This window comes from Bacillus sp. JZ34 (assembly GCF_053903205.1).
In genome coordinates this window covers 77,600-96,841 of sequence record NZ_CP096403.1, presented here as the reverse complement: position 1 = coordinate 96,841, position 19,242 = coordinate 77,600, and the positions used below count along the sequence as shown (strand labels likewise).

The 19,242-nt window shown below is 47.3% G+C and carries 15 protein-coding genes; 5 read left to right on the top strand and 10 right to left on the bottom strand.

What is annotated here, in order from left to right; genetic code table 11:
• Nucleotides 1–65: 65 nt before the first annotated feature.
• Nucleotides 66–1,073 carry a sensor histidine kinase gene (locus tag M1D90_RS00490; protein WP_020453566.1) on the bottom strand — a complete coding sequence of 336 codons (1,008 nt, stop codon included), beginning with the start codon at nt 1,071–1,073 and terminating at the stop codon, nt 66–68.
• Nucleotides 1,070–1,777: a response regulator transcription factor gene (locus M1D90_RS00485; protein WP_023856861.1), complete on the bottom strand. Its 708-nt coding sequence runs from the start codon at nt 1,775–1,777 to the stop codon at nt 1,070–1,072. The genes M1D90_RS00490 and M1D90_RS00485 overlap by 4 nt, the downstream gene beginning before the upstream one ends.
• Nucleotides 1,778–1,958: 181 nt before the next feature.
• Between M1D90_RS00485 and M1D90_RS00480 the strand changes: the two genes are divergently transcribed.
• A complete protein-coding gene (locus M1D90_RS00480) occupies nt 1,959–2,345 on the top strand; it encodes a YxeA family protein (RefSeq protein WP_020453568.1) in 387 nt (128 codons plus the stop codon).
• Between the two features lie 28 nt (nt 2,346–2,373).
• Here the strand turns inward: M1D90_RS00480 and M1D90_RS00475 are convergent, their stop codons facing one another.
• Together M1D90_RS00475 and M1D90_RS00470 are read right to left on the bottom strand one after the other, a co-directional pair.
• A complete protein-coding gene (locus M1D90_RS00475; RefSeq protein WP_026580388.1) occupies nt 2,374–4,059 on the bottom strand; it encodes a methyl-accepting chemotaxis protein in 1,686 nt (561 codons plus the stop codon).
• A gap of 162 nt (nt 4,060–4,221) precedes the next feature.
• Complete coding sequence (locus tag M1D90_RS00470; protein ID WP_026580389.1) at nt 4,222–5,646, bottom strand: alanine/glycine:cation symporter family protein; 1,425 nt, start codon at nt 5,644–5,646, stop codon at nt 4,222–4,224.
• A gap of 313 nt (nt 5,647–5,959) precedes the next feature.
• On the opposite strand from M1D90_RS00470, the gene ald reads away from it, so the two are divergent.
• The gene (ald, locus tag M1D90_RS00465; RefSeq protein ID WP_020453571.1) at nt 5,960–7,090 is read left to right on the top strand and encodes an alanine dehydrogenase; all 1,131 of its coding nucleotides are present in this window, start codon (nt 5,960–5,962) and stop codon (nt 7,088–7,090) included.
• A 162-nt stretch (nt 7,091–7,252) separates the two neighbouring features.
• Here ald and M1D90_RS00460 read toward each other — a convergent pair whose 3' ends face one another.
• The 6 genes from M1D90_RS00460 to M1D90_RS00435 form a co-directional block, all read right to left on the bottom strand.
• Complete coding sequence (locus M1D90_RS00460; RefSeq protein ID WP_026580390.1) at nt 7,253–8,527, bottom strand: arabinogalactan endo-1,4-beta-galactosidase; 1,275 nt, start codon at nt 8,525–8,527, stop codon at nt 7,253–7,255.
• Nucleotides 8,528–8,630: 103 nt separating this feature from the next.
• Entirely contained in the window at nt 8,631–10,685 is a 2,055-nt protein-coding gene (locus M1D90_RS00455; RefSeq protein ID WP_026580391.1) for a beta-galactosidase, read from the bottom strand.
• A gap of 35 nt (nt 10,686–10,720) precedes the next feature.
• The gene (locus tag M1D90_RS00450) at nt 10,721–11,560 is read right to left on the bottom strand and encodes a sugar ABC transporter permease (protein ID WP_020453574.1); all 840 of its coding nucleotides are present in this window, start codon (nt 11,558–11,560) and stop codon (nt 10,721–10,723) included.
• 3 nt (nt 11,561–11,563) lie between these two features.
• Nucleotides 11,564–12,820: a carbohydrate ABC transporter permease gene (locus M1D90_RS00445; RefSeq protein WP_025810524.1), complete on the bottom strand. Its 1,257-nt coding sequence runs from the start codon at nt 12,818–12,820 to the stop codon at nt 11,564–11,566.
• A gap of 81 nt (nt 12,821–12,901) precedes the next feature.
• A complete protein-coding gene (locus M1D90_RS00440; protein ID WP_035400404.1) occupies nt 12,902–14,170 on the bottom strand; it encodes a sugar ABC transporter substrate-binding protein in 1,269 nt (422 codons plus the stop codon).
• Nucleotides 14,171–14,313: 143 nt separating this feature from the next.
• Nucleotides 14,314–15,306 (bottom strand): LacI family DNA-binding transcriptional regulator, encoded by a 993-nt coding sequence (locus M1D90_RS00435; RefSeq protein WP_020453577.1) that lies wholly within the window; start codon nt 15,304–15,306, stop codon nt 14,314–14,316.
• A gap of 241 nt (nt 15,307–15,547) precedes the next feature.
• Between M1D90_RS00435 and M1D90_RS00430 the strand changes: the two genes are divergently transcribed.
• Genes M1D90_RS00430 through galT form a run of 3 tightly spaced genes read left to right on the top strand, consistent with a single transcriptional unit; the run spans nt 15,548 to nt 19,217 of the window.
• A complete protein-coding gene (locus tag M1D90_RS00430; RefSeq protein WP_456283058.1) occupies nt 15,548–16,717 on the top strand; it encodes a galactokinase in 1,170 nt (389 codons plus the stop codon).
• A 14-nt stretch (nt 16,718–16,731) separates the two neighbouring features.
• Nucleotides 16,732–17,733 carry a UDP-glucose 4-epimerase GalE gene (gene galE, locus M1D90_RS00425; protein ID WP_025810522.1) on the top strand — a complete coding sequence of 334 codons (1,002 nt, stop codon included), beginning with the start codon at nt 16,732–16,734 and terminating at the stop codon, nt 17,731–17,733.
• The gene (gene galT, locus M1D90_RS00420; protein ID WP_456283057.1) at nt 17,730–19,217 is read left to right on the top strand and encodes a UDP-glucose--hexose-1-phosphate uridylyltransferase; all 1,488 of its coding nucleotides are present in this window, start codon (nt 17,730–17,732) and stop codon (nt 19,215–19,217) included. Before galE ends, galT begins: the two co-directional genes overlap by 4 nt.
• The last annotated feature ends 25 nt before the right edge of the window (nt 19,218–19,242 follow it).

The window sequence follows — 19,242 nt, the reverse complement described above, 5'->3', positions numbered from 1 at the left end:
TTTGATCTGTGATCAGTTTACCTAAATTTCTTGTTGATGAACTATCGATTCTTCTTTCACTTTCATTACATCGATGTAAGGTTTTGTGTAGCCGTGAAAATCAGCCGGATTGTCGTGCCTTGCCCTTCTTGTGAGTCAAGTTCGATCCGGTGTCCAAGCTGGTCAGCCGCCGCTTTTGCCAAATAGAGACCCATTCCGGTTGATTCTCTGAAACGGCGTCCGTTTTCTCCTGTGAAAAACGGGTCGAATACCCGCTTTTGATCTGTATCCGGGATGCCGGCGCCGAAATCTGTCACTTCCAATACCGCTTCCGAATCGTTTTCACCAATAGAAATAATAACCGTATTGCTTTTTCCCGCTGAGTATTTGACCGCATTGTTGACAAATTGGGAAATGATGAAAAACAGCCACTTTTCATCTGTTTCGACTGTGATGCCTTTTTTGACTTCCTTGAACTTAGGATAAACTTGACTGCGAATATAGAAGCGCTTGTTTTCACGATTGACCTCGTGAACGATATCCGCCAATGCGACCGGTTTTATCCGGAAATCCTGCTCGATCGTCCGCAATCTGGCCATATAGAGAATCGTATTGAGGCCCGTTTTCATCCGTTCGGTCTCCTCGCGGATGCTTGATGATTCCGGTTCATCCAAATTTTGAGCCGTCAGTTCGATGACCGACAGCGGCGTCTTCATTTGGTGCACCCATTGATCCATGAAGGTCAAATGCTCTTTTTGTCCAAGCTCCAGCTTCTTTAATTCTTGACGGTATTGCCTGTACTGGCTTTTCAGCAGCTGTTCAAGCGCTTCTGAAAGAGGGGATTGGGGCTGATTCGATTGCCTGAAGGTGTCATCCAATGATTCCAGCCCGCTCGTCATCCGTTTGTAGAACTTCCGGCGCGTATAGTAATGGTAGAAAAGATAGCAGACAAGAAAGAAAAAGCCGAGAAAAACGGCATAAAAAGCCGGCCTGATGTGCTGATACCCATCAAGCCAGTACACCGACAGCATCGTGATAAACTGCAGCACTTGCACGGCAATCAACAAATAGTGTTCTTTGAAAAAAAGCTTCATTCCTCTCCCGCCTTCACCCAGGATATATTCAAGCGGTAGCCTGCGCCCCGCACTGTTTCTACCGCATCTTCAATTCCGAGCTCCTGAAACTTTTTTCTGACGCGTGTAATGTTGACATTAAGCGTGTTTTCATCCACATAGGCCTGATCATCCCACAGTTTGGCCAGCAAATCTTCCCGGCCGGAAATCCTCGGGTGGCGTTCCATTAAGCTTTCGATAATATCGGCTTCTTTTTTCGTCAAAGCAGCCGTTTGACCGCCGAATGTCAGTTCAAGTCTTTCCGGATACAGCCGCAGTCCTTCTTTTTCGAGAAGCCGTTCCTCCACTTTTGCTGCATACTCCCCGTAAGCTCTGCGAAGCTGGCTGCGTATTTTTGCCATCACGATTTCGGCGTGAAACGGCTTGGTGATAAAGTCATCCCCGCCGTTTTCCAATGCCATGACCTGATCCATTTCGCCCGTCCGCGCCGAAATAAACAAGACAGGGCAAATCGATTCCTGGCGGATTTGCCGGCACCAGTAATAGCCGTCAAAGCTCGGCAAATTAATATCAAGCAGAACAAGATCAGGCGCCGTGCTTCTGAACTCATCGATGACACGGTCAAAGTCTTTCACGACATGAACGTTGTATCCATATTTGACAATATGCGATTTTAACAGATCGGCAATCTTCGGGTCGTCTTCTACAATCATCACTTTTTGCATCTCGGTCTCTCCTTTTGTTTGGATATATTATGACACGAAGCTGTCTGATAAACAAAAGCCGCCGCGATTCGTCCTACCTTACAATCATGTAATTGTACTGTAATATGAATCAATTTCTTCTCCTTGCGCCTTTTTTATAAAATAATACCATTCACAAACTGAATGAAAGAGGAGAAGGTATATGAAGACACGGGCAGGCGGCCTGATTGCCGCGGTTCTGATCGCCGTTGCCGGCGTTTTTATTGCCGGCGTTTTTATCCTGCAGAAAGCGACAGGGGGCCTTGTGCCGCTGGCCGATCATTTCATACAAGGCCAGGGAAAGCCTGAGGCTTATTATCTCAAAGCCGAAGATCATGCAGAAAAGCTGAATAACGGAAAGTACAACTACACATTAACCGGATATGACGCGAGCGGACACAAACAGCAGATTGAAGCAGAGGCGGACGAAAAACTGCGTCCCGGCGCTTTCATCAAAGTATGGGCGTACGGAACGAAAGCCGGAAGCTTGACTGAAGTACACGAAGAGGAAATCCCCGAGGGCGCTATAGCCGCCATGAAAACCAATTAAAACCCCATCGCCTGATGGGGTTTTCTGCTTAATATTTAAATCGATTGATGACGGTTTGAAGTTCTTCAGCCAATTGAGACAGCGATTCTGCTGCATAAGAGATTTCTTCCATCGAAGCCAGCTGCTCCTGAGTTGAGGAAGCAACCGCTTTTGTGCCAGCCGACGTTTCCTGTGATCCGGAAGCTAATGTTTGAATGGTGTTTTGAACCATTTCGACACCTGATGTCAGCTGCTGAGTAGAAGCTGCGACTTCTTGGATTTGAGAAGCAACCTGTTCCACCAAGTTCAAAATTTCGTTGAAATTGCCGGTTGTCTCCTGGGACAGAGCGATTCCGGAGCTGACATTTTCTTGAACGACTTTAATATTATTCACCGTTTCTACCGATTCATTTTGGATCGTTGTGACTAACGATTGAATATGGTTCGCCGATTTATTCGTTTCGTCCGCCAATTTCCGGACCTCTTCCGCCACGACGGCAAACCCTTTTCCTTGTTCTCCCGCTCTTGCTGCTTCAATTGCCGCGTTTAGCGCCAGCAAATTCGTCTGCTCCGAAATATCGGTGATAAGCGAAGAAATGTTGCTGATTTCCGCCGTGCTGGACACGAGCGCCTCGAGGCCGCTGCCGGCTGAGTCGACGGATTTATCAATGAAGTTCATTTGCTCGAGCATTTTATGAACGGATTCGGAGCCGATTTCGGCTTTGTCTCTCATCGAAGACGACAGATCCGCTATGCTGCCTGTATTGGAGGCAACGGATGATAAACGGTCCAGCAATTCATGAATCGATTCCGAGCTCTTTTCTGTCATTTCGCTTTGCGTCATATTGCTGTCAGCAATCGCCTGCATCTCTTCCGAAATCAGTTCGGAGGTCGATTTCGATTCCTCCGCGCTTGCCGACAACTGTTCAGAGGATGCGGCGACTTGCTCGGACGAACTGCTGATCTGCTTCACAATTTGCGTCAGCGACTGAACAAAAGCATTGAAAGAATTTGCAAGCTGGCCGAACTCGTCTTTATTTTTGACGATCACTTTCTTGGTTAAGTCCGCCTCACCGTGGGCAATGTCCCCAAGCTGCTGATTCAGGCTTCTCAACGGTACCAGAATAGACTTCAAGAGCAGCAGACTCAAGACAATTCCAACTATGGCTGATACTGCTGTGACAGTGATGATGACCCATTCGCTCATCGTCCCGTTGGCGCTGATCTCTGCTTTCAGATCTTCCACCTCTTGTTCCAGGCTTTCGACCAGCTGGTTGACAGACGGATCGAGGACTTCTTTTCTTAATGTTCTTTCCTCTCCGAAATGAATCGATTCAGCTTTTTTAGAGCTTGAAGCGTAAGACTGTATAACTTGTTGATTTAAACCCCAATAAGCCTTAAAATTTTCTTTAATTTCTTCGACGTTCGCTTTGTATGTGTCTTCCCGGATCAGTTTTCCTGCGCGGTCAAGACTCTTTAAAACATCGTCGGCCTTGTCCTTCATTCCTTCACTGTATTCATTATCTCCGGTCATAATAAGGCCTCTTTCATCATTCGACAAACCGGTCAGACGATATTGAATATGCTTAATCTCTTTTTGAAATTCCATCTTGTCCTTAAGTTCTTCATTCTTTTTCACCGTAGAAGAAATCATAAAAACAGAGGAACCTCCGATTCCAATAATGGAAACGACTAAAATCGATATAATTCCCAGCAGTTTTGTTTTTACTTTCATGATGGTGATCCTTTCTCCTTTATGTCATCAATGATAAAATGCAATTTTCAAATTAAAGATCTTCTTCATTTCATAGTATCGACATTTTTCGTCAAAATTTGAGATCTTGTATGATTGTAAACAAAGAAAAAGCTCTGCCTGGAAGGCAGAGCTTTTAATTGATTAATGAATTGGTTTACTTGGCGGACCCGCCGATTTGGTATGTTCATAGAAGTGATGAAAATAATCATTTGTCTCTGCTTTGATAACTTTCCAAAGCAGCAGGATGGCGATCAGGTTTGGAATCATCATCAGTGCATTCGCCATATCGGCAAATGCCCAGACGGTGACGAGGTTGGCGACCGTCCCGATGCCGCAGGCGAGGATGTAGACCAGCCTGTAGCCCGCAATTCCTTTGGAACCGGCCAAATACTCGAAGCATTTTTCTCCGTAAACATACCAGCCGACAATTGTAGAGAACCCAAAGAAAATCACCGACAGCGACACAATATATTCGCCTGCCGCGCCGAGTACTGAGGCAAATGCCGCGCTCGTCAATGCCCCGCCTTCAAGGCTGGCATTATGGGCCACGCCGGATATCAAGCCGCCAGACGGATCCCAGAAACCGGTAATAATAAGGGTTAAACCGGTCATCGTACACACCACGATCGTAACGATAAATGTCCCGGTCATTGCGACGAGCGCCTGTTTTACCGGATGATCTGCACGCGCATTTCCGGCGATTAGCGCAGCCGTCCCAAGGCCTGCTTCGTTTGAAAAAATGCCGCGGGACACCCCGTTCCGAACGGCTTCAGATACGGCAATTCCAAGGAAACCGCCGGCTGCTGCCACAGGGTGGAAAGCATAATAGAAAATCAGCTCAAAAGCCGGAATAATCTTGTCATAATTCAAAATCAGAATCAAGATCGCCCCGCCCATATAAAGAAAAGCCATGATCGGCACAAAGAAGCTGGCAACCGTGCTGATCCGCTGGATGCCGCCGAAGATGATGACGCTGACAAGAATGACGAGAATCAGCCCTGTCACCCAGTTTTCGATACCGAAGCTGTTCTTTGTAATATCGGCAATCGTATTGGATTGGACGCTGTTGCCTATCCCCAAAGCGGCAAAAGCTCCAAACAGCGCAAAAGCGATGGCGAGTCCTTTAAATCTGCGTCCGAGTCCGCGTTCGATATAATACATCGGCCCGCTTGAATATTCCCCTTTTTCATTTTTTACGCGGAATTTAACAGCAAGCAAGGCTTCCGCGTATTTCGTTGCCATGCCCAACAGCCCGACAACCCACATCCAGAAGATCGAACCCGGTCCGCCGAGTGTCAATGCCGTCGCGACACCTGCGATATTTCCGTTTCCGATCGTGGCGGCAAGCGCTGTCATTAAAGCTTTAAAATGGCTCACATCCCCTTCGGCAGCTGCGTCTTTGCTGTCTTCCTTGCCAAATCCGATCTTAAACGCATAGATCAGGCGGCGAAATTGCAGTCCTTTTAAAACAAACGTTAAAAATAAGCCTGTCCCAAATAATAAAATTAAACTGGGCGGCCCCCATAATACCTTATTAATCTTGCCTAGTATTTCTAAGATATCCATATGACTCACTCCCAACAAAGATAACGCTTTCATAGCTGCAAGAGATATTCTATCACAACGAAATATGGTTATGTTTGTGAAACGACACAAAATGTAATCGCTTACATTTGTTTTTTTAACAAAACTATTTTTTAAAGAAAAAAATTTTAATAGATAACTCCTCATATCAATCCTTTCACTTCATTCAACGTTCACCAATTTGTTAAATTTCACAAAAAAGCGCTTACATTTTTAATTTTACACACGATGCTCTTGCCGGTTCAGAGATTTATACTAGCGGTAGAATCATATTTCATTTGAGGGGGACGACATCATGATCATTGGAATTCCGAAAGAAATTAAAAACAATGAGAACCGTGTAGCCATTACGCCGGCCGGAGTAGTCGCGCTTAAAAAAAGCGGTCATCAAGTTTTAATCGAACAGGGAGCCGGACTTGGAAGCGGCTTTGAGGATGCTGACTACAAAGCAGCCGGGGCAGACATTTTGGTTGAAGCGAAGGATGTATGGGCAAAAGCGGATATGGTCATGAAGGTGAAAGAGCCGATCAGCTCTGAATACGGCTATTTCCGAAAAGGACTTGTTTTATTTACGTATCTGCACTTAGCAGCAGAGCCTGAGCTTGCGAAAGCGCTTGTGGACAGCGGCGTCACAGCCATCGCCTACGAAACGGTCGAAGTGAACCGGACGCTTCCGCTCCTGACTCCAATGAGTGAAGTCGCCGGACGCATGGCTTCACAGATCGGCGCGCAATTTCTTGAGAAATCAAAAGGCGGCAAAGGCATCCTGTTATCAGGCGTACCCGGGGTAAAACGCGGCAAGGTTACGATCATCGGCGGCGGAGTAGTCGGTACGAACGCTGCCAAAATCGCAGTCGGACTTGGCGCTGACGTCACTTTGATCGATTTGAGCGCTGAGCGCCTCCGCCAGCTCGATGACCAGTTCGGCAAAGACATTCAAACGCTTATGTCCAACCCGCTCAACATTGCGGAAGCCGTAAAAGACTCTGACCTTGTCATCGGCGCCGTCTTAATCCCTGGTGCAAAAGCGCCGAAACTTGTCACAGAAGAGATGATTCAGTCGATGTCCCCAGGCTCAGTTGTTGTAGACGTGGCGATTGACCAGGGCGGCATTATTGAAACGGTTGATAAGATCACTACGCATGACGATCCGACTTATACGAAGCACGGCGTTGTCCATTATGCAGTCGCCAATATGCCGGGAGCCGTTCCCCGTACTTCAACGATCGGCTTAACAAACGTCACTATGCCTTACGCTTTGCAAATCGCAAATAAAGGCGTTGAACAAGCAGTCGCCGAAAATCAGGCGCTCGCTCTCGGCGTCAACGTTGCAAACGGAAGCATTACCTACAAGGCCGTCGCGCGCGACCTTGGATATGAATACGTATCTGTAGAAGATGCATTTCAAACGGTAACCGCTGGTTAAGCGGACCCTATCTTTCTGTCAATTGAATGAAAACATTTTAATTACGCTTTCTGACTGTCCTTTCACGAAAAAAAGCCGGATATCATCCGGCCTTTTTTCATTCTGCTTTAAACCGCTTTCCGGCAAACGGCGTTCGCCTTCATCCAAGAATTCAGCTGCAAGTCAATTTTTGAATGGTGTTCCCGTATCAACATACTTAAATACATTCAGAGAAGGCAATGGACGTCCTTTAAAATCAAACAATGCCTGATTGTCTACGGCGCTGCCGCCAAACCACTTTCCTGCGTCTTCCGGGTCGTATTCAGCGGCATAGCTTGTGGCCCAGCCTGATCCGTATGTCTCCCAAAGCGATTTATTTTTCTCAAGCTGGCGTGCCGGTCCTACTGGAATCCAAGCCGGTTCCCAATAGAAAACGCCGATTCCAGCTTCTCCTACATCGCTGACCGCTTGAATCACATCACGGACCGCGTTCGCCTGTCCTTGAACGGTGACCGGGTAATTGAGCGTTTGACCGTTTTTAGGGGCTGTATTTTCGTGTCCGTCTCCGTCTTCAGCCGTATACGTATAAGATGTCTCGGCTACCATGACCTTTTTGCCGTACGTATCCGCGACAGATGTCAGGACGGATGTTAGATTCTTCAGTGTGCCATGCCAAAATGGATAATACGAGCTTGCAAATACATCATAGTCGACATGGTGCCGGTGAAGCGTCTCGGCAATCCAAGCGTACCTGCCGGACGTCTCCGGATTGGTAAAATGCAAGGCGACTAAAATATTCGAATCCGTCTCCCGGACCGCTTGGCTCCCCGCATTGAATAATTGGCTCATCTTCGCCCAGTCCGTTTCACCGGCAAGACCCCCGTTTGTTTCGTTTCCGACCTGCACCATGCCGACGTTGATCCCCGCTGCTTTCATCGCTTCAAGGCTTTGTTTTGTATATTGGTAAAGCGCCGTTTTTTTATCTTCAAAGTTTAGGTTTGCCCATGCTTTTGGCGCTTTCTGTTTCGCCGGGTCCGCCCAGAAATCGGAATAGTGGAAATCCGCCAGCAGCTTCATTCCGTTGGCAGTGGCCCGTTTTCCGATCTGAATCGCTTTTTTCAGATCATTATTGCCCCCTCCATAGCCATTGCCGTTGGCATCATAGGGATCATTCCAGATGCGCACCCGGACATAATTGACGCCTGCTTCTTTCAGCGTTTTGAATATATCCTGTTTCTTTCCGGATTCATTGTAAAAGGCGACGCCGCTCTCTTCCAAAGCGATGATACTCGAAACATCAACCCCTTTTATAAAATCCTTGTGAAGCCCTGAAACCTTTTCGACAAAAAGGCCGCTTTCTGCCGCCTTGGAACCTCTGGCGGCTTCCGCCGGACCGCCGGTTCCAAGTGCGCCCAAAACAACAATCAGCACCACAAAAACAGCCACCACGTTTTTCATGAATCTCGCTTCTCCCCTTTCATGATTGACACACGCCAAACAGAAAACGCTTTCATTATTTTTTCAAGAGAAACACCCACATTAAAGCGGATGTCCCCCGGGCTTATTTTTTTGTTTTTACCGCTATTCTGGCTTCATATTTTTCCAATGTGATTTCGCCGGTCAGCGTTTCTCCGGTCAGCATATCTTTTACGGCCGACTCCAACACGACGGGCTGGCGTTTTTCTGTGAAATTCATGATGAAAATATAATCATTTTCTTCATCCTGTCTGACTTGAACGGAGACGCCAGGCTGATGTTTCACGTCAAAAGCCGGTTGAATCGATAGCTCTTTGATCAATGTTTCATAAAAATCCCGATGAAATTGGCTGCTTAAGCGCGCACCGATATAGTACGTCTTCCCCTGTTTGTATGAATGGCTTGTAACAGCCGGCGTGTCCGCATAAAAATCGTCCTCATAGAATCCCACGGGATCTGCCGTATCCAGCTTCAGCACGGTCGCATAATCTTTCAGCTCATAGGACCGGTTTTGATAACGGACCCTATTTTTGTCGCCCGGATAGAGCGTATCGGTTTCAACAGGTTCCATGCCAAACATCTCTTGCAGATCTTGCGGCCATCCGCCTAAATAGGTCAGGTCAGATTCGTTGACGATTCCGCTAATATACGTCATCACCAATGTGCCCCCGTTTGCAGCAAAGGCTTTTAAACGCGCGATTGTTTCTTCACTTGCTAAGTAAAGCATCGGAACGATCAGCAGCCGGTACGGCGAAAAATCCTGTTCCTTCGTAATCACGTCGACTGGAATATCACGCTCCCAAAACGCGCGGTAGTGCTCGTGCAAGGTTTGGGGATACCGCTTGGTTTTCATCCCGAATCCTTGTGCATCTTCGAGCGCCCAATGGGTTTCCCAATCATAGAGGATCGCGACATTCGCGGGCCGGGTCGTTCCGACGACTTCAGACAGTTCATCAAGGGTTTGCCCCACTTTTGCCACTTCTTTAAATACGCGGTTCTCGGAACAATTGTCATGGCCGACAACCGCACCGTGAAATTTTTCCGATGAGCCGCGGGATTTCCGCCATTGAAAATAGAGAATGCTGTCAGATCCGTGGGCGATCATCTGCATAGAAGACAAGAGATGCATCCCCGGCCGTTTCGCTTTATTAAAATTGTGCCAATTGACAGCGCTTGGCGTCGATTCCATTAAAAGAAACGGCTGCTGTTTCAGGCTGCGGTACAAATCATTGATAAAGCCGACTTTCATGGCCAAATCAGCTGTGCTTTCCCAATCATTGTGCCAGGCGGGATACGCGTCCCAGCTGATCACGTCCAGATGCTTGGCAAACTTGCTGTAGTCCAGCCCTTGAAATGGAATGAGATCATGCGTGTCAGCCATAAAGTTGGTCGTAATCGGAATATTCGGCGTGATTTCCTTCAACGGAACGATTTCATTTTGAAAGAAAGAGATCGTCTGATCAGTGACGAAGCGGCGCCAGTCCAAATTCAAGCCGTGCACCGCATTTTCACCGATCGGAGACGGCGATTCAATCTGTGACCAATCGTTGAAGGTATGGCTCCAAAAAGGCGTCCACCATGCATCATTCAAAGATTTAAGATCATTGTTGTACTTCTTTTTCAGCCAGTCTCTAAAAGCGTGCTGGCATTGATGACAATGGCATTCTCCTCCGTATTCGTTGGAGACATGCCACATCAAAAGGGCAGGATGGCTGCCGTACCTTTCAGCCAGCAAGCGGTTGATCTTTCTCGTTTTTTCACGGTATACGTATGAAGTGAAGCAATGATTGTGCCTTCCGCCATGCAGCTGTTTGACACGTTCCGCATTGACGCGCAGCACTTCCGGATATTTTTGCGACAGCCAAGCAGGACGGGCGCCGCTCGGTGTCGCCATTATAATCCGTCCGCCGTTCCGGTGAATGTTCTCAAACATATCATCCAGCCATTCAAACGTATAGACGCCTTCCTCCGGCTCAAGAGCGCTCCATGAAAAAATCCCCACTGAAAATGTATTCGTATGGGCAAGCTTCATCAGCTTGATATCATCTGCAAGAATATCCGGACGGTCAAGCCATTGATCCGGATTGTAGTCTCCCCCGTGAAGCATGTATTTTGCTTGTGTCGTATAAATTTTTGGCATAATACTCTCCTTTTTTAGACCATATTCTTCTCGGACTATCCTTTCGTTCCGCCTGCCGTCAACCCTGATACAAAGTTCTTTTGCAGCATGATAAAGATGACGGCTACCGGAATGCTGATCAAAATGGCGCCGGCGGCAAACGTCGTATAGCTGGCTCCCATGACTTCATTGACTAAATTGTATAAACCGATCGGCAATGTATACGACTCCGGCGTCCGCAATATGGTCGAAGACAAAACGAAATCCCCGAGCGGTCCGGTGAATCCGTTCATGGCGACGACCGCGATCATCGGTTTGGATAGCGGCATAATAATCTGCAGAAAAATCCTTGTATTGCTAGCGCCGTCAATCTTAGCGCTCTCATCCAAATCGATGGGAATGGAATCCATATACCCCTTCATCAAATACGTGTTCATCGGTATAAGCCCGCCGATGTACAGCAAAATCAGCAGCCAATGGCTGTTCATCATTCCGAGCATCTGCGCTAAAACGAAGAGCGCAACCAAAGCCGAAAATTGAGGAATCATTTGCAGCAGCATGAATAAAACTAAAGCGTTTTTTCTACCTTTAAAACGAAACCGTGAAAAAGCATAAGCTGTAAAAGAAACACTGATGATTGATCCGATCATCGTAAAGATGCTGATTTTCAGCGAGTTTATATACCATTGCCCGTATTGAAGGCTCTCTTTTCCTGCAAATAATTCTCTATAGTGATCCAATGTCGGATTTGCCGGAATGATAGAAGTACTGACCAAACTGTTGCCGGGATTAAAGCTGGCTCCCACCGTCCAAAGCAGAGGATATATGATAACGGCTGTCATAAAAACCAACAGAGAATAGGTCAGAAGGAGCCGAAAGAATCTTCTTTTCTTCATATGTTAAGCCCCCTCTTTGAAAGAATTTGTCCGTCTGAACTGCCACAGCGCGATCGAGATGACAAAGACCGACAGCAGGATCGTCAATGCGGCGGCTAAAGAGTACTGGCTCGACTGCATCGTCAATTTGTAAATCCAGGACACCAGAATGTCGGTTCCTCCCGCTGTTGACCCGGGAACAGCCGGACCGCCTCCATTGAATAGATAGATAATGTTGAAGTTATTAAAGTTAAAAGTGAATTGCGTGATGATAATCGGCGCCATTGCGATTAAAATCAGCGGCATTGTGATATGCCTGAATTTCGAAAACGCGGACGCGCCGTCAATTGTCGCCGCTTCATACAGGTCGTCCGGAATCGACTGCAGAACACCGGTCGTCACAATAAACACATAAGGAAAACCGAGCCACCCCTGCATGAGGATAAGCGCCAGCTTCGTCCAATTGGCATTCGTCATCCAGGGAATCGGATCGATGCCGAATGCGGCGAGGATTTGATGATTGAATGCACCGAAGCTGTCATTAAAGAGGCCGGCAAACACAAGAATGGTAACAAAGCCGGGCACGGCCCAAGGCAAAACCAGAATCGTCCGGAAAAATTTCTTGAAGCGGACTTCCTTCTGATTGACGACAACCGCCAACAAAATTCCCAACCCGACTTGGAGCGTAGAAGCGACAAGCGTCCAGACAATGGTCCAAGCTAAAACATCCAAAAAGGTCGACCGCCAAATATCAACGGTGAAAATTTCGGAAAACGTTTTAAGCCCTACCCAATCGACAAGGTGGGCAGGCGGAGAATGGTAGAGGTTATAATTTGTAAAAGCTAATGCAAAGCTGAACAAAATCGGAAAAACAACGGCGAAAATCAAAATGAACAGTGATGGTCCGCTGATGAGATACGGATATCCCTGAGCCATTAAATTATGATATTGTTCCTTGAGTGAACTGAGCTCCTTTTGTTCATCGCGCCGCTTTCCGTTTTGGTAGGCATCCCGCAAATTGGCGTAATAGACAGCCAGCCCAAAACCGGTGACAATCACGGCGATGATGCCTTCTGCCAATAGAAAAATCGAGTTATCGCGCGGCACTTCGGTTCCAAGCGTAAACAGGCCCCACAGCCCCATATTCAGCAAATCGCCAAAAACCGCAAAGAACGAGACGCCTAAAAGAAGGAATAACAGACCCTTTATCCATTGTTTATTGTAGAATTGCCCCAAACCGGGAATGATTGATAATAGTAAAGCTTTTTTGCGATGCTGCACCTTCTCTTTCACCTCTTTATATGGACGTCCTGATCATAAATGGCGCCAAACTTAAGACAAGTTTGACACCAATGCTGCGGCTTATTTGCTGCCGCTGTGCTTCGCTTTGATCTGTCCTTGTATCGTTTCCGCGGCTTGATCAAGCGCTTTTTTCGGTTCCGCTTTTCCGGTTGCGATCGTTTGCAGAGCCGCATCCGCCGGCGTCCATACTTCATTCATCTCAGGAATATTCGGCGTCAACTCTGAGTACTGAGATTGCTCGGCAACAGCTTGAGCCGCTTCGCTTTTTGTGACGGCAGGATCATCCGCCAGTTCTTTGACAGCGGGAACTTCTTTTGTGATCTCATATCTCTTCTTTGAGTTTTCTTTATTGGCGAGAAAGACGGCTAATTCTTCCGCTAGATCGGCATTCTTCGAATAAGCGCTTACATTGTAGCTCTTCACGCCGACAAAAGAACTCATATGTTTGCCGTTGGACAGCTTAGGCAGCTTGGCAACCCCGTAGTCGATGCCCGCTTTTTTGAACGGTTCCAGATTCCACGGACCAGAAATGATCGCTGCTGCTTTTCCTTCCGTAAACAGCGATTCCAGCACATTGATGCCTTGCTCCCCAATAATTCCGGCAGGGAACAGCCCTTCTTGATAAAACTTCTGAATGTACTCGGCTCCTTCAACTGCACCTTTGTTATTCAAGCCGAGATCAGCCGGATCATAAGTGCCGTCTGCATGGCTCTTAAAAATGTAGCCGCCGTATCCTCCCATGACGCTCTGTGCATAATAAATCTGGTCAAACAGCGCCAGGAAGCCGAATTTTTTGCCGTCAGCCGTTTTTTTCGAATACTCATACCATTCATCCAGCGTTTTCGGCAGTTCTTTTTCAGAAATCAAATCTTTATTATAGTAGAGCATCGTCGTTTCGACCGCTTTCGGCAGGCCGTAGACCTTACCGTTTGTCACCTGGGATCTCATTGCCGGTTCCGTATAGATCGATTGGATCTCTTTGTCCACCTTTAATTCCTTGATCAAACCTTCCGTTACCGCTGTTCCGATTTGATCTCCAGGCATCGTTAACACATCAGGCCCCGTTCCTGCCGGTCCATCCATCCGCAAATCTTCGATCTGCTTTGCGTAAGGCTTTTCCACGACTTTGACAGATACGCCGTGCTCTTTTTCAAACTGGGCAACGGCATCTTTAATGCCTTCGCTTTTTTCTTTATCTTCCCAGACCACGAGTTCCTTTTGCTTCGAGCCTGATGCTTCATTGCTGCTCTCTTTAGGTCCGCAGGCAGTTAAAGACAAACTGAGAGCAATCACACTGCTGATTCCAACATATTTTTTCATATTCATCATTTGTCTCATTCCTTTTATTGGATTGAAAGCGTTTCACAAAAACAATATAGCATGTCTAAGAAAAAGTGTAAACAATTATTTTACTGACTATAGTAAAATATTTTACGAAAAAGGCGCGGCTTATGAACAGCCCGCGCCTTTTTTTAATTGGTGCTTTTCCTGACCACCAGTTCTGCACCGATATATAGCGTTTTTACAGCTTTTCTCTTTTCAAGTATTTGTTCAAGAAGCAATTCAATGGCGTTTTTGCAAAGTTCTTTAATATCGATATGGAATGTCGTCAGCGGCGGAGATACGTATTTCGCCACACTGATGTTGTTGATGCTGATGACGCTCACCCTGCCCGGGATGGCGACCCCTTTTTCATTTAAAGCCTGAAGGCAGCCTACGGCGATCGGATCCGCCGCTGTAAAGAAGGCCGTCGGCAGCTTTTCGCCCAATGTTTCAACCGCTTTATCCATCAGATGGTAGCCGTTTTCCACCGAAAATCCCCTGCGGCAAAAAATAAAGCCTTCCTCCAAGAGCCCTTTTTCCCTCATATAATCGCGAAACGTTCGTTCCCTTACATCCATTTCGTCTTCATCGGTATTGGGATTGTGGTACGTGCCTCCGATAAAGCCGATCTTTTCATGCCCTTTTTCGATAAGAAAGTCCACCGTTTTCCTCGTCATCTGCTTTAAGTCCGGCCTGACTGAATCAAAATGATTCGGATCCGGCGTCGAATCGATAAATACTCCGTGAGGCGTCATCTGCCTTAACCGGGTTAATTCATCATCTGAAAATGATCCGACCGCAATGAATCCTTCAATGTTTTCGGGGATGGCGTCAATACCCCCCGAAATTTTATACGTCGTCAGTTCAACGTTGAATTGCTTTGCGAGCTTCTCGATTTCCAGCCTCATCGTTTTAAAATACACGTCTTCGAGTTCCTCTTTATCCGTCAGCCAGTACAGAAACGCGATGTTTTTTACCAGTGTTCTGATCGTTTTTTTGCGGTAGTTCAGGCTTTCCGCCACTTCAAATATTTTCTCCCGCGTCTCATCGGGTACGGACAGGCTTTCGTCGTTATTTAATACGCGGGAAACCGTCGAGATGGAATACCCCGCCTTTTCTGCAACATCTTTTATCGTCGCCACGATTGCAAAACCTCCATGAACATCTTTCATATTTTTTAGTAAAATATTTTACTAATTTAACGTTGATTTTTGTAAAAGTCAAGTGCTGATTGCCCTATCCCCGCCAATAAGGATTTTACATGAAAACGTTTCATTTGAAAAAACACTTTTTATTGCACCAATTGAAAACCCGTAGTAAACTGGGGTTAAACTTAATTAAATTAATTTATTAAGTCTGCACGTCAAACGAATGGGAGGATATATGAATACTGCAGCCGCTTTATCAAACGACTTTCGCTCTATTTTTAAGACAGAACAGACACCGCGAACCTTTTTTGCTCCGGGAAGAATCAACTTAATAGGCGAACACACGGATTATAATGGAGGGCATGTTTTCCCCGCTTCGATTTCATTTGGCACCTATGCCCTTGGCGTGAAACGAGATGATCAAATGATCCGTTTCTATTCAAAGAACTTCCATGACAAAGGCATAATTGAATGCAGCTTGAGCGATTTAGCATTTGACCGGTCTGACGGCTGGGCCAACTATCCGAAAGGAATGTTCCTTTTGATGAAAGCAGCAGGCCATCAAATCGTTCACGGCGCCGATATTTTGTATTACGGAAATATTCCGCACGGGGCGGGCCTCTCTTCTTCCGCATCGATTGAACTTGCGACAGGCGTTCTTTTAAAAGGGCTTTATGGTTTGCAGACAGACACGATCTCCATGGTTAAGCTCGGACAAAAAGTCGAAAACGAATACATCGGCGTAGGCAGCGGCATTATGGACCAATTTGCGATCGGCATGGGGAAAAAGGATCACGCGATTTTGTTAGACTGCCAAACACTTCATTACACATACGCTCCCTTCGTATTGAAGGAACACGATGTGATCATCATCAATACAAACAAACAGCGGACGCTGGCCGGATCTAAATATAATGAAAGGCGTGCCCAATGCGAAGAGGCGCTCCGCGATCTGCAGCAGGAGTTACCGATTGCAAGCCTGGGCGAAATGACGGCGGAAGCATTTGAAGCTCATCAGCACCTCATCCGAGATGAAATTAATCGAAAACGTGCCAGACATGCGGTGTACGAAAATGCCCGGACGCTGAAAGCGCTGGAAAAACTTCGCGGGGACGACCTCGCCGGGTTCGGCAAGCTGATGAATGAATCTCATATGTCTTTAAGGGATGATTATGAAGTGACAGGGCTGGAGCTTGATACCATTGTCCAGGCGGCTTGGGAACAAGACGGCGTCCTGGGTGCACGCATGACCGGCGCCGGGTTCGGCGGCTGTGCGATTGCGATTGTAGAAAAAGACCGGACAGACAGCTTTAAAGAACGCGTGAATGCCGTCTACCGCGAAACGGTTGGCTATGATGCCGCATTTTATACTGCGGCGATAGGCGACGGCGCCAAAGAAATATAGAAAGGGGAATGGATATGAGTGTGTTGGTTTTGGGCGGTGCCGGCTATATCGGTTCACACGCCGTGTATCAATTATTGGACAGGGGCGAAACCGTCGTTGTCGTTGACAACCTTGAGACCGGCCAAAGACAGGCCGTACATCCTGCGGCAGTCTTTTATGAAGGGGATGTGCGCGATCGCGACTTCCTCCGCACTGTTTTCGAAAAGGAACGTATTGAAGAAGTGATCCACTTCGCCGCCAGTTCACTTGTCGGCGAATCAATGAAAGATCCGCTTAAATACTACGACAACAATGTATCCGGGACACAGGTTTTGCTTCAGACGATGCTTGAGCACGATGTGAAAAAAATCGTATTCTCCTCGACGGCGGCCGTCTACGGAGAGCCTGAATCGGTGCCGATCACAGAAGACATGCCGACGAGGCCGACAAGCACCTACGGGGAAACGAAACTGATCATGGAGAAGCTCATGAAGCGGACTGAAGAAGCCCATGGAGTCAGCTTTGTGTCTCTCAGGTACTTTAATGTCGCAGGAGCAAGGGAAACGGGAGAGATCGGAGAAGACCATCATCCGGAAACACACCTGGTCCCCATCATCCTGCAAACCGCTCTCGGACAAAGACCGCATATTACGATTTTTGGGGATGACTATGATACGCCCGACGGCACGTGCATCCGCGACTATGTTCATGTCGAAGACCTGATTGACGCTCATCTGTCGGCTTTGGACTATTTAAGAGAAGGCGGCAAAAGCGATATATTCAACCTCGGCAGCAGCGAAGGATTTTCGGTGAAAGAAATGATTGATGCGGCGAGAAAGGTCACCGGCAAAGACATTCCCGCCGAGATCGGCAAGCGCAGAGCCGGCGACCCGAGCATCCTGATTGCCGGCTCTGACAAAGCAAAGCAGGTCCTAGGCTGGAGGCCTTCGCGCACTTCTGTAGCAAAGATCATTGAAGACGCCTGGAAGTGGCATTCATCACATCCAAACGGGTACAGGAAGGAAGTGTCAACATGATTGAACAAGACATAGCCGGACTCATTCAAAAAGCGCTTGAAACAGGGTTAATCGAACCGGATGACGTGAACTACGCACGCAACCAAGTGATGAACCTGCTGGGTCTGGACTCGTTTCCCGAAGAAGCCCCTGCGGCTTCCGGCGACTCCATCCCCGACCTTTTGGAAAGACTCGCCGCTTATGCAATTGAACACTGCGTCATAACCGACGACGCAGACGCGAAAGACATGCTGGCGGCAAATGTGATGAATTGCTTTGTTGCAAGACCTTCTGTCATCAATGCCGTGTTTCAGCAAAAATACGAGCAATCGCCGCTGGAGGCGACCGCCTATTTTTATCAGCTCAGCAAAAACAGCAACTATATCCAGACAAAACGAATTGAAAGAAATATTTCGTATCAGGCAGATACACCTTACGGCACAATGGATATTACGATCAATTTGTCAAAGCCGGAAAAAGACCCTGAGCAAATCAAACGGGAGCGCGCCGCTGCAAAACGAGCACGCAGCTATCCGACGTGCCTGCTGTGCAAAGAAAACGAAGGGTATGCAGGACGAATCGGGTATCCCGCCCGGGCGAACCACAGGATTATTAAAGTCCCGCTCGCCGGAGAAAACTGGTATTTTCAATATTCTCCATATGCTTACTATAACGAGCACAGCATTTTATTTTCTGAGCAGCATCGGCCGATGAAAATTGATAAGCTTGCCTTTCACAGGCTGCTTGTTTTTACAGAGCTGTTTCCGCATTATTTTATCGGATCGAATGCCGATTTGCCGATCGTCGGCGGGTCTATTTTAAGCCATGACCATTATCAAGCCGGACGATATGAGTTTGCAATGACGCGCGCAGAAAACGCGTTCTCCTTTCAAATCAAACAGCATCCGGACATCGAAGCCTCTGTTTTAAAATGGCCGATGTCTGTCATCCGCTTGAAAGGAACGGCGATCAACAGCCTTGTCGATGCGGCGGATCATATTTTTCAGACTTGGAAAAACTACTCGGATCAACAAGCGGATATTACGGCTTTTACTGATGAAACGCCTCATAACACGATTACGCCTATTGCAAGAAACGTGAGCGGTGTTTTTGAAATCGACCTTGTGCTCAGAAACAACCGGACATCTGCCGAGCATCCATACGGCATATTCCACCCGCATGCTGACGTTCACCATATTAAGAAAGAAAATATCGGCTTAATCGAAGTGATGGGCCTGGCCGTTCTTCCTCCCCGCTTAAAGACCGAACTGGCAGGTGTCCAAGAATTCCTGCTCGGTCAGTCAGATGCCGTTGAAGCGCATCACCGGGAATGGGCCGAACAGCTCAAAACCGAATACGGAGAGCCGTCCGTGCCGAAGCATGCTGAATCAATTGTACGAAAAGAACTTGGCCGGAAATTTGTTAAAGCCCTTGAGGATGCCGGGGTATTCAAAAACCGCGAAGCTTTCATGCGCTTCATCCACACGGTCAATCGTCAGGGGTAAGGCTTCACCGATGTTAAAACAGGCG

Bases quoted from the DNA above. Each gene is read 5' to 3' on its own strand.
- M1D90_RS00460 (WP_026580390.1), bottom strand. From the start codon at position 8,527: ATGAAAAACGTGGTGGCTGTTTTTGTGGTGCTGATTGTTGTTTTGGGC.
- galE (WP_025810522.1), top strand. From the start codon at position 16,732: ATGAGTGTGTTGGTTTTGGGCGGTGCCGGCTATATCGGTTCACACGCC.
- M1D90_RS00485 (WP_023856861.1), bottom strand. From the start codon at position 1,777: ATGCAAAAAGTGATGATTGTAGAAGACGACCCGAAGATTGCCGATCTG.
- M1D90_RS00455 (WP_026580391.1), bottom strand. From the start codon at position 10,685: ATGCCAAAAATTTATACGACACAAGCAAAATACATGCTTCACGGGGGA.
- M1D90_RS00470 (WP_026580389.1), bottom strand. From the start codon at position 5,646: ATGGATATCTTAGAAATACTAGGCAAGATTAATAAGGTATTATGGGGG.
- M1D90_RS00475 (WP_026580388.1), bottom strand. From the start codon at position 4,059: ATGAAAGTAAAAACAAAACTGCTGGGAATTATATCGATTTTAGTCGTT.
- M1D90_RS00480 (WP_020453568.1), top strand. From the start codon at position 1,959: ATGAAGACACGGGCAGGCGGCCTGATTGCCGCGGTTCTGATCGCCGTT.
- M1D90_RS00450 (WP_020453574.1), bottom strand. From the start codon at position 11,560: ATGAAGAAAAGAAGATTCTTTCGGCTCCTTCTGACCTATTCTCTGTTG.
- galT (WP_456283057.1), top strand. From the start codon at position 17,730: ATGATTGAACAAGACATAGCCGGACTCATTCAAAAAGCGCTTGAAACA.
- M1D90_RS00490 (WP_020453566.1), bottom strand. From the start codon at position 1,073: ATGAAGCTTTTTTTCAAAGAACACTATTTGTTGATTGCCGTGCAAGTG.
- M1D90_RS00430 (WP_456283058.1), top strand. From the start codon at position 15,548: ATGAATACTGCAGCCGCTTTATCAAACGACTTTCGCTCTATTTTTAAG.
- M1D90_RS00440 (WP_035400404.1), bottom strand. From the start codon at position 14,170: ATGATGAATATGAAAAAATATGTTGGAATCAGCAGTGTGATTGCTCTC.
- ald (WP_020453571.1), top strand. From the start codon at position 5,960: ATGATCATTGGAATTCCGAAAGAAATTAAAAACAATGAGAACCGTGTA.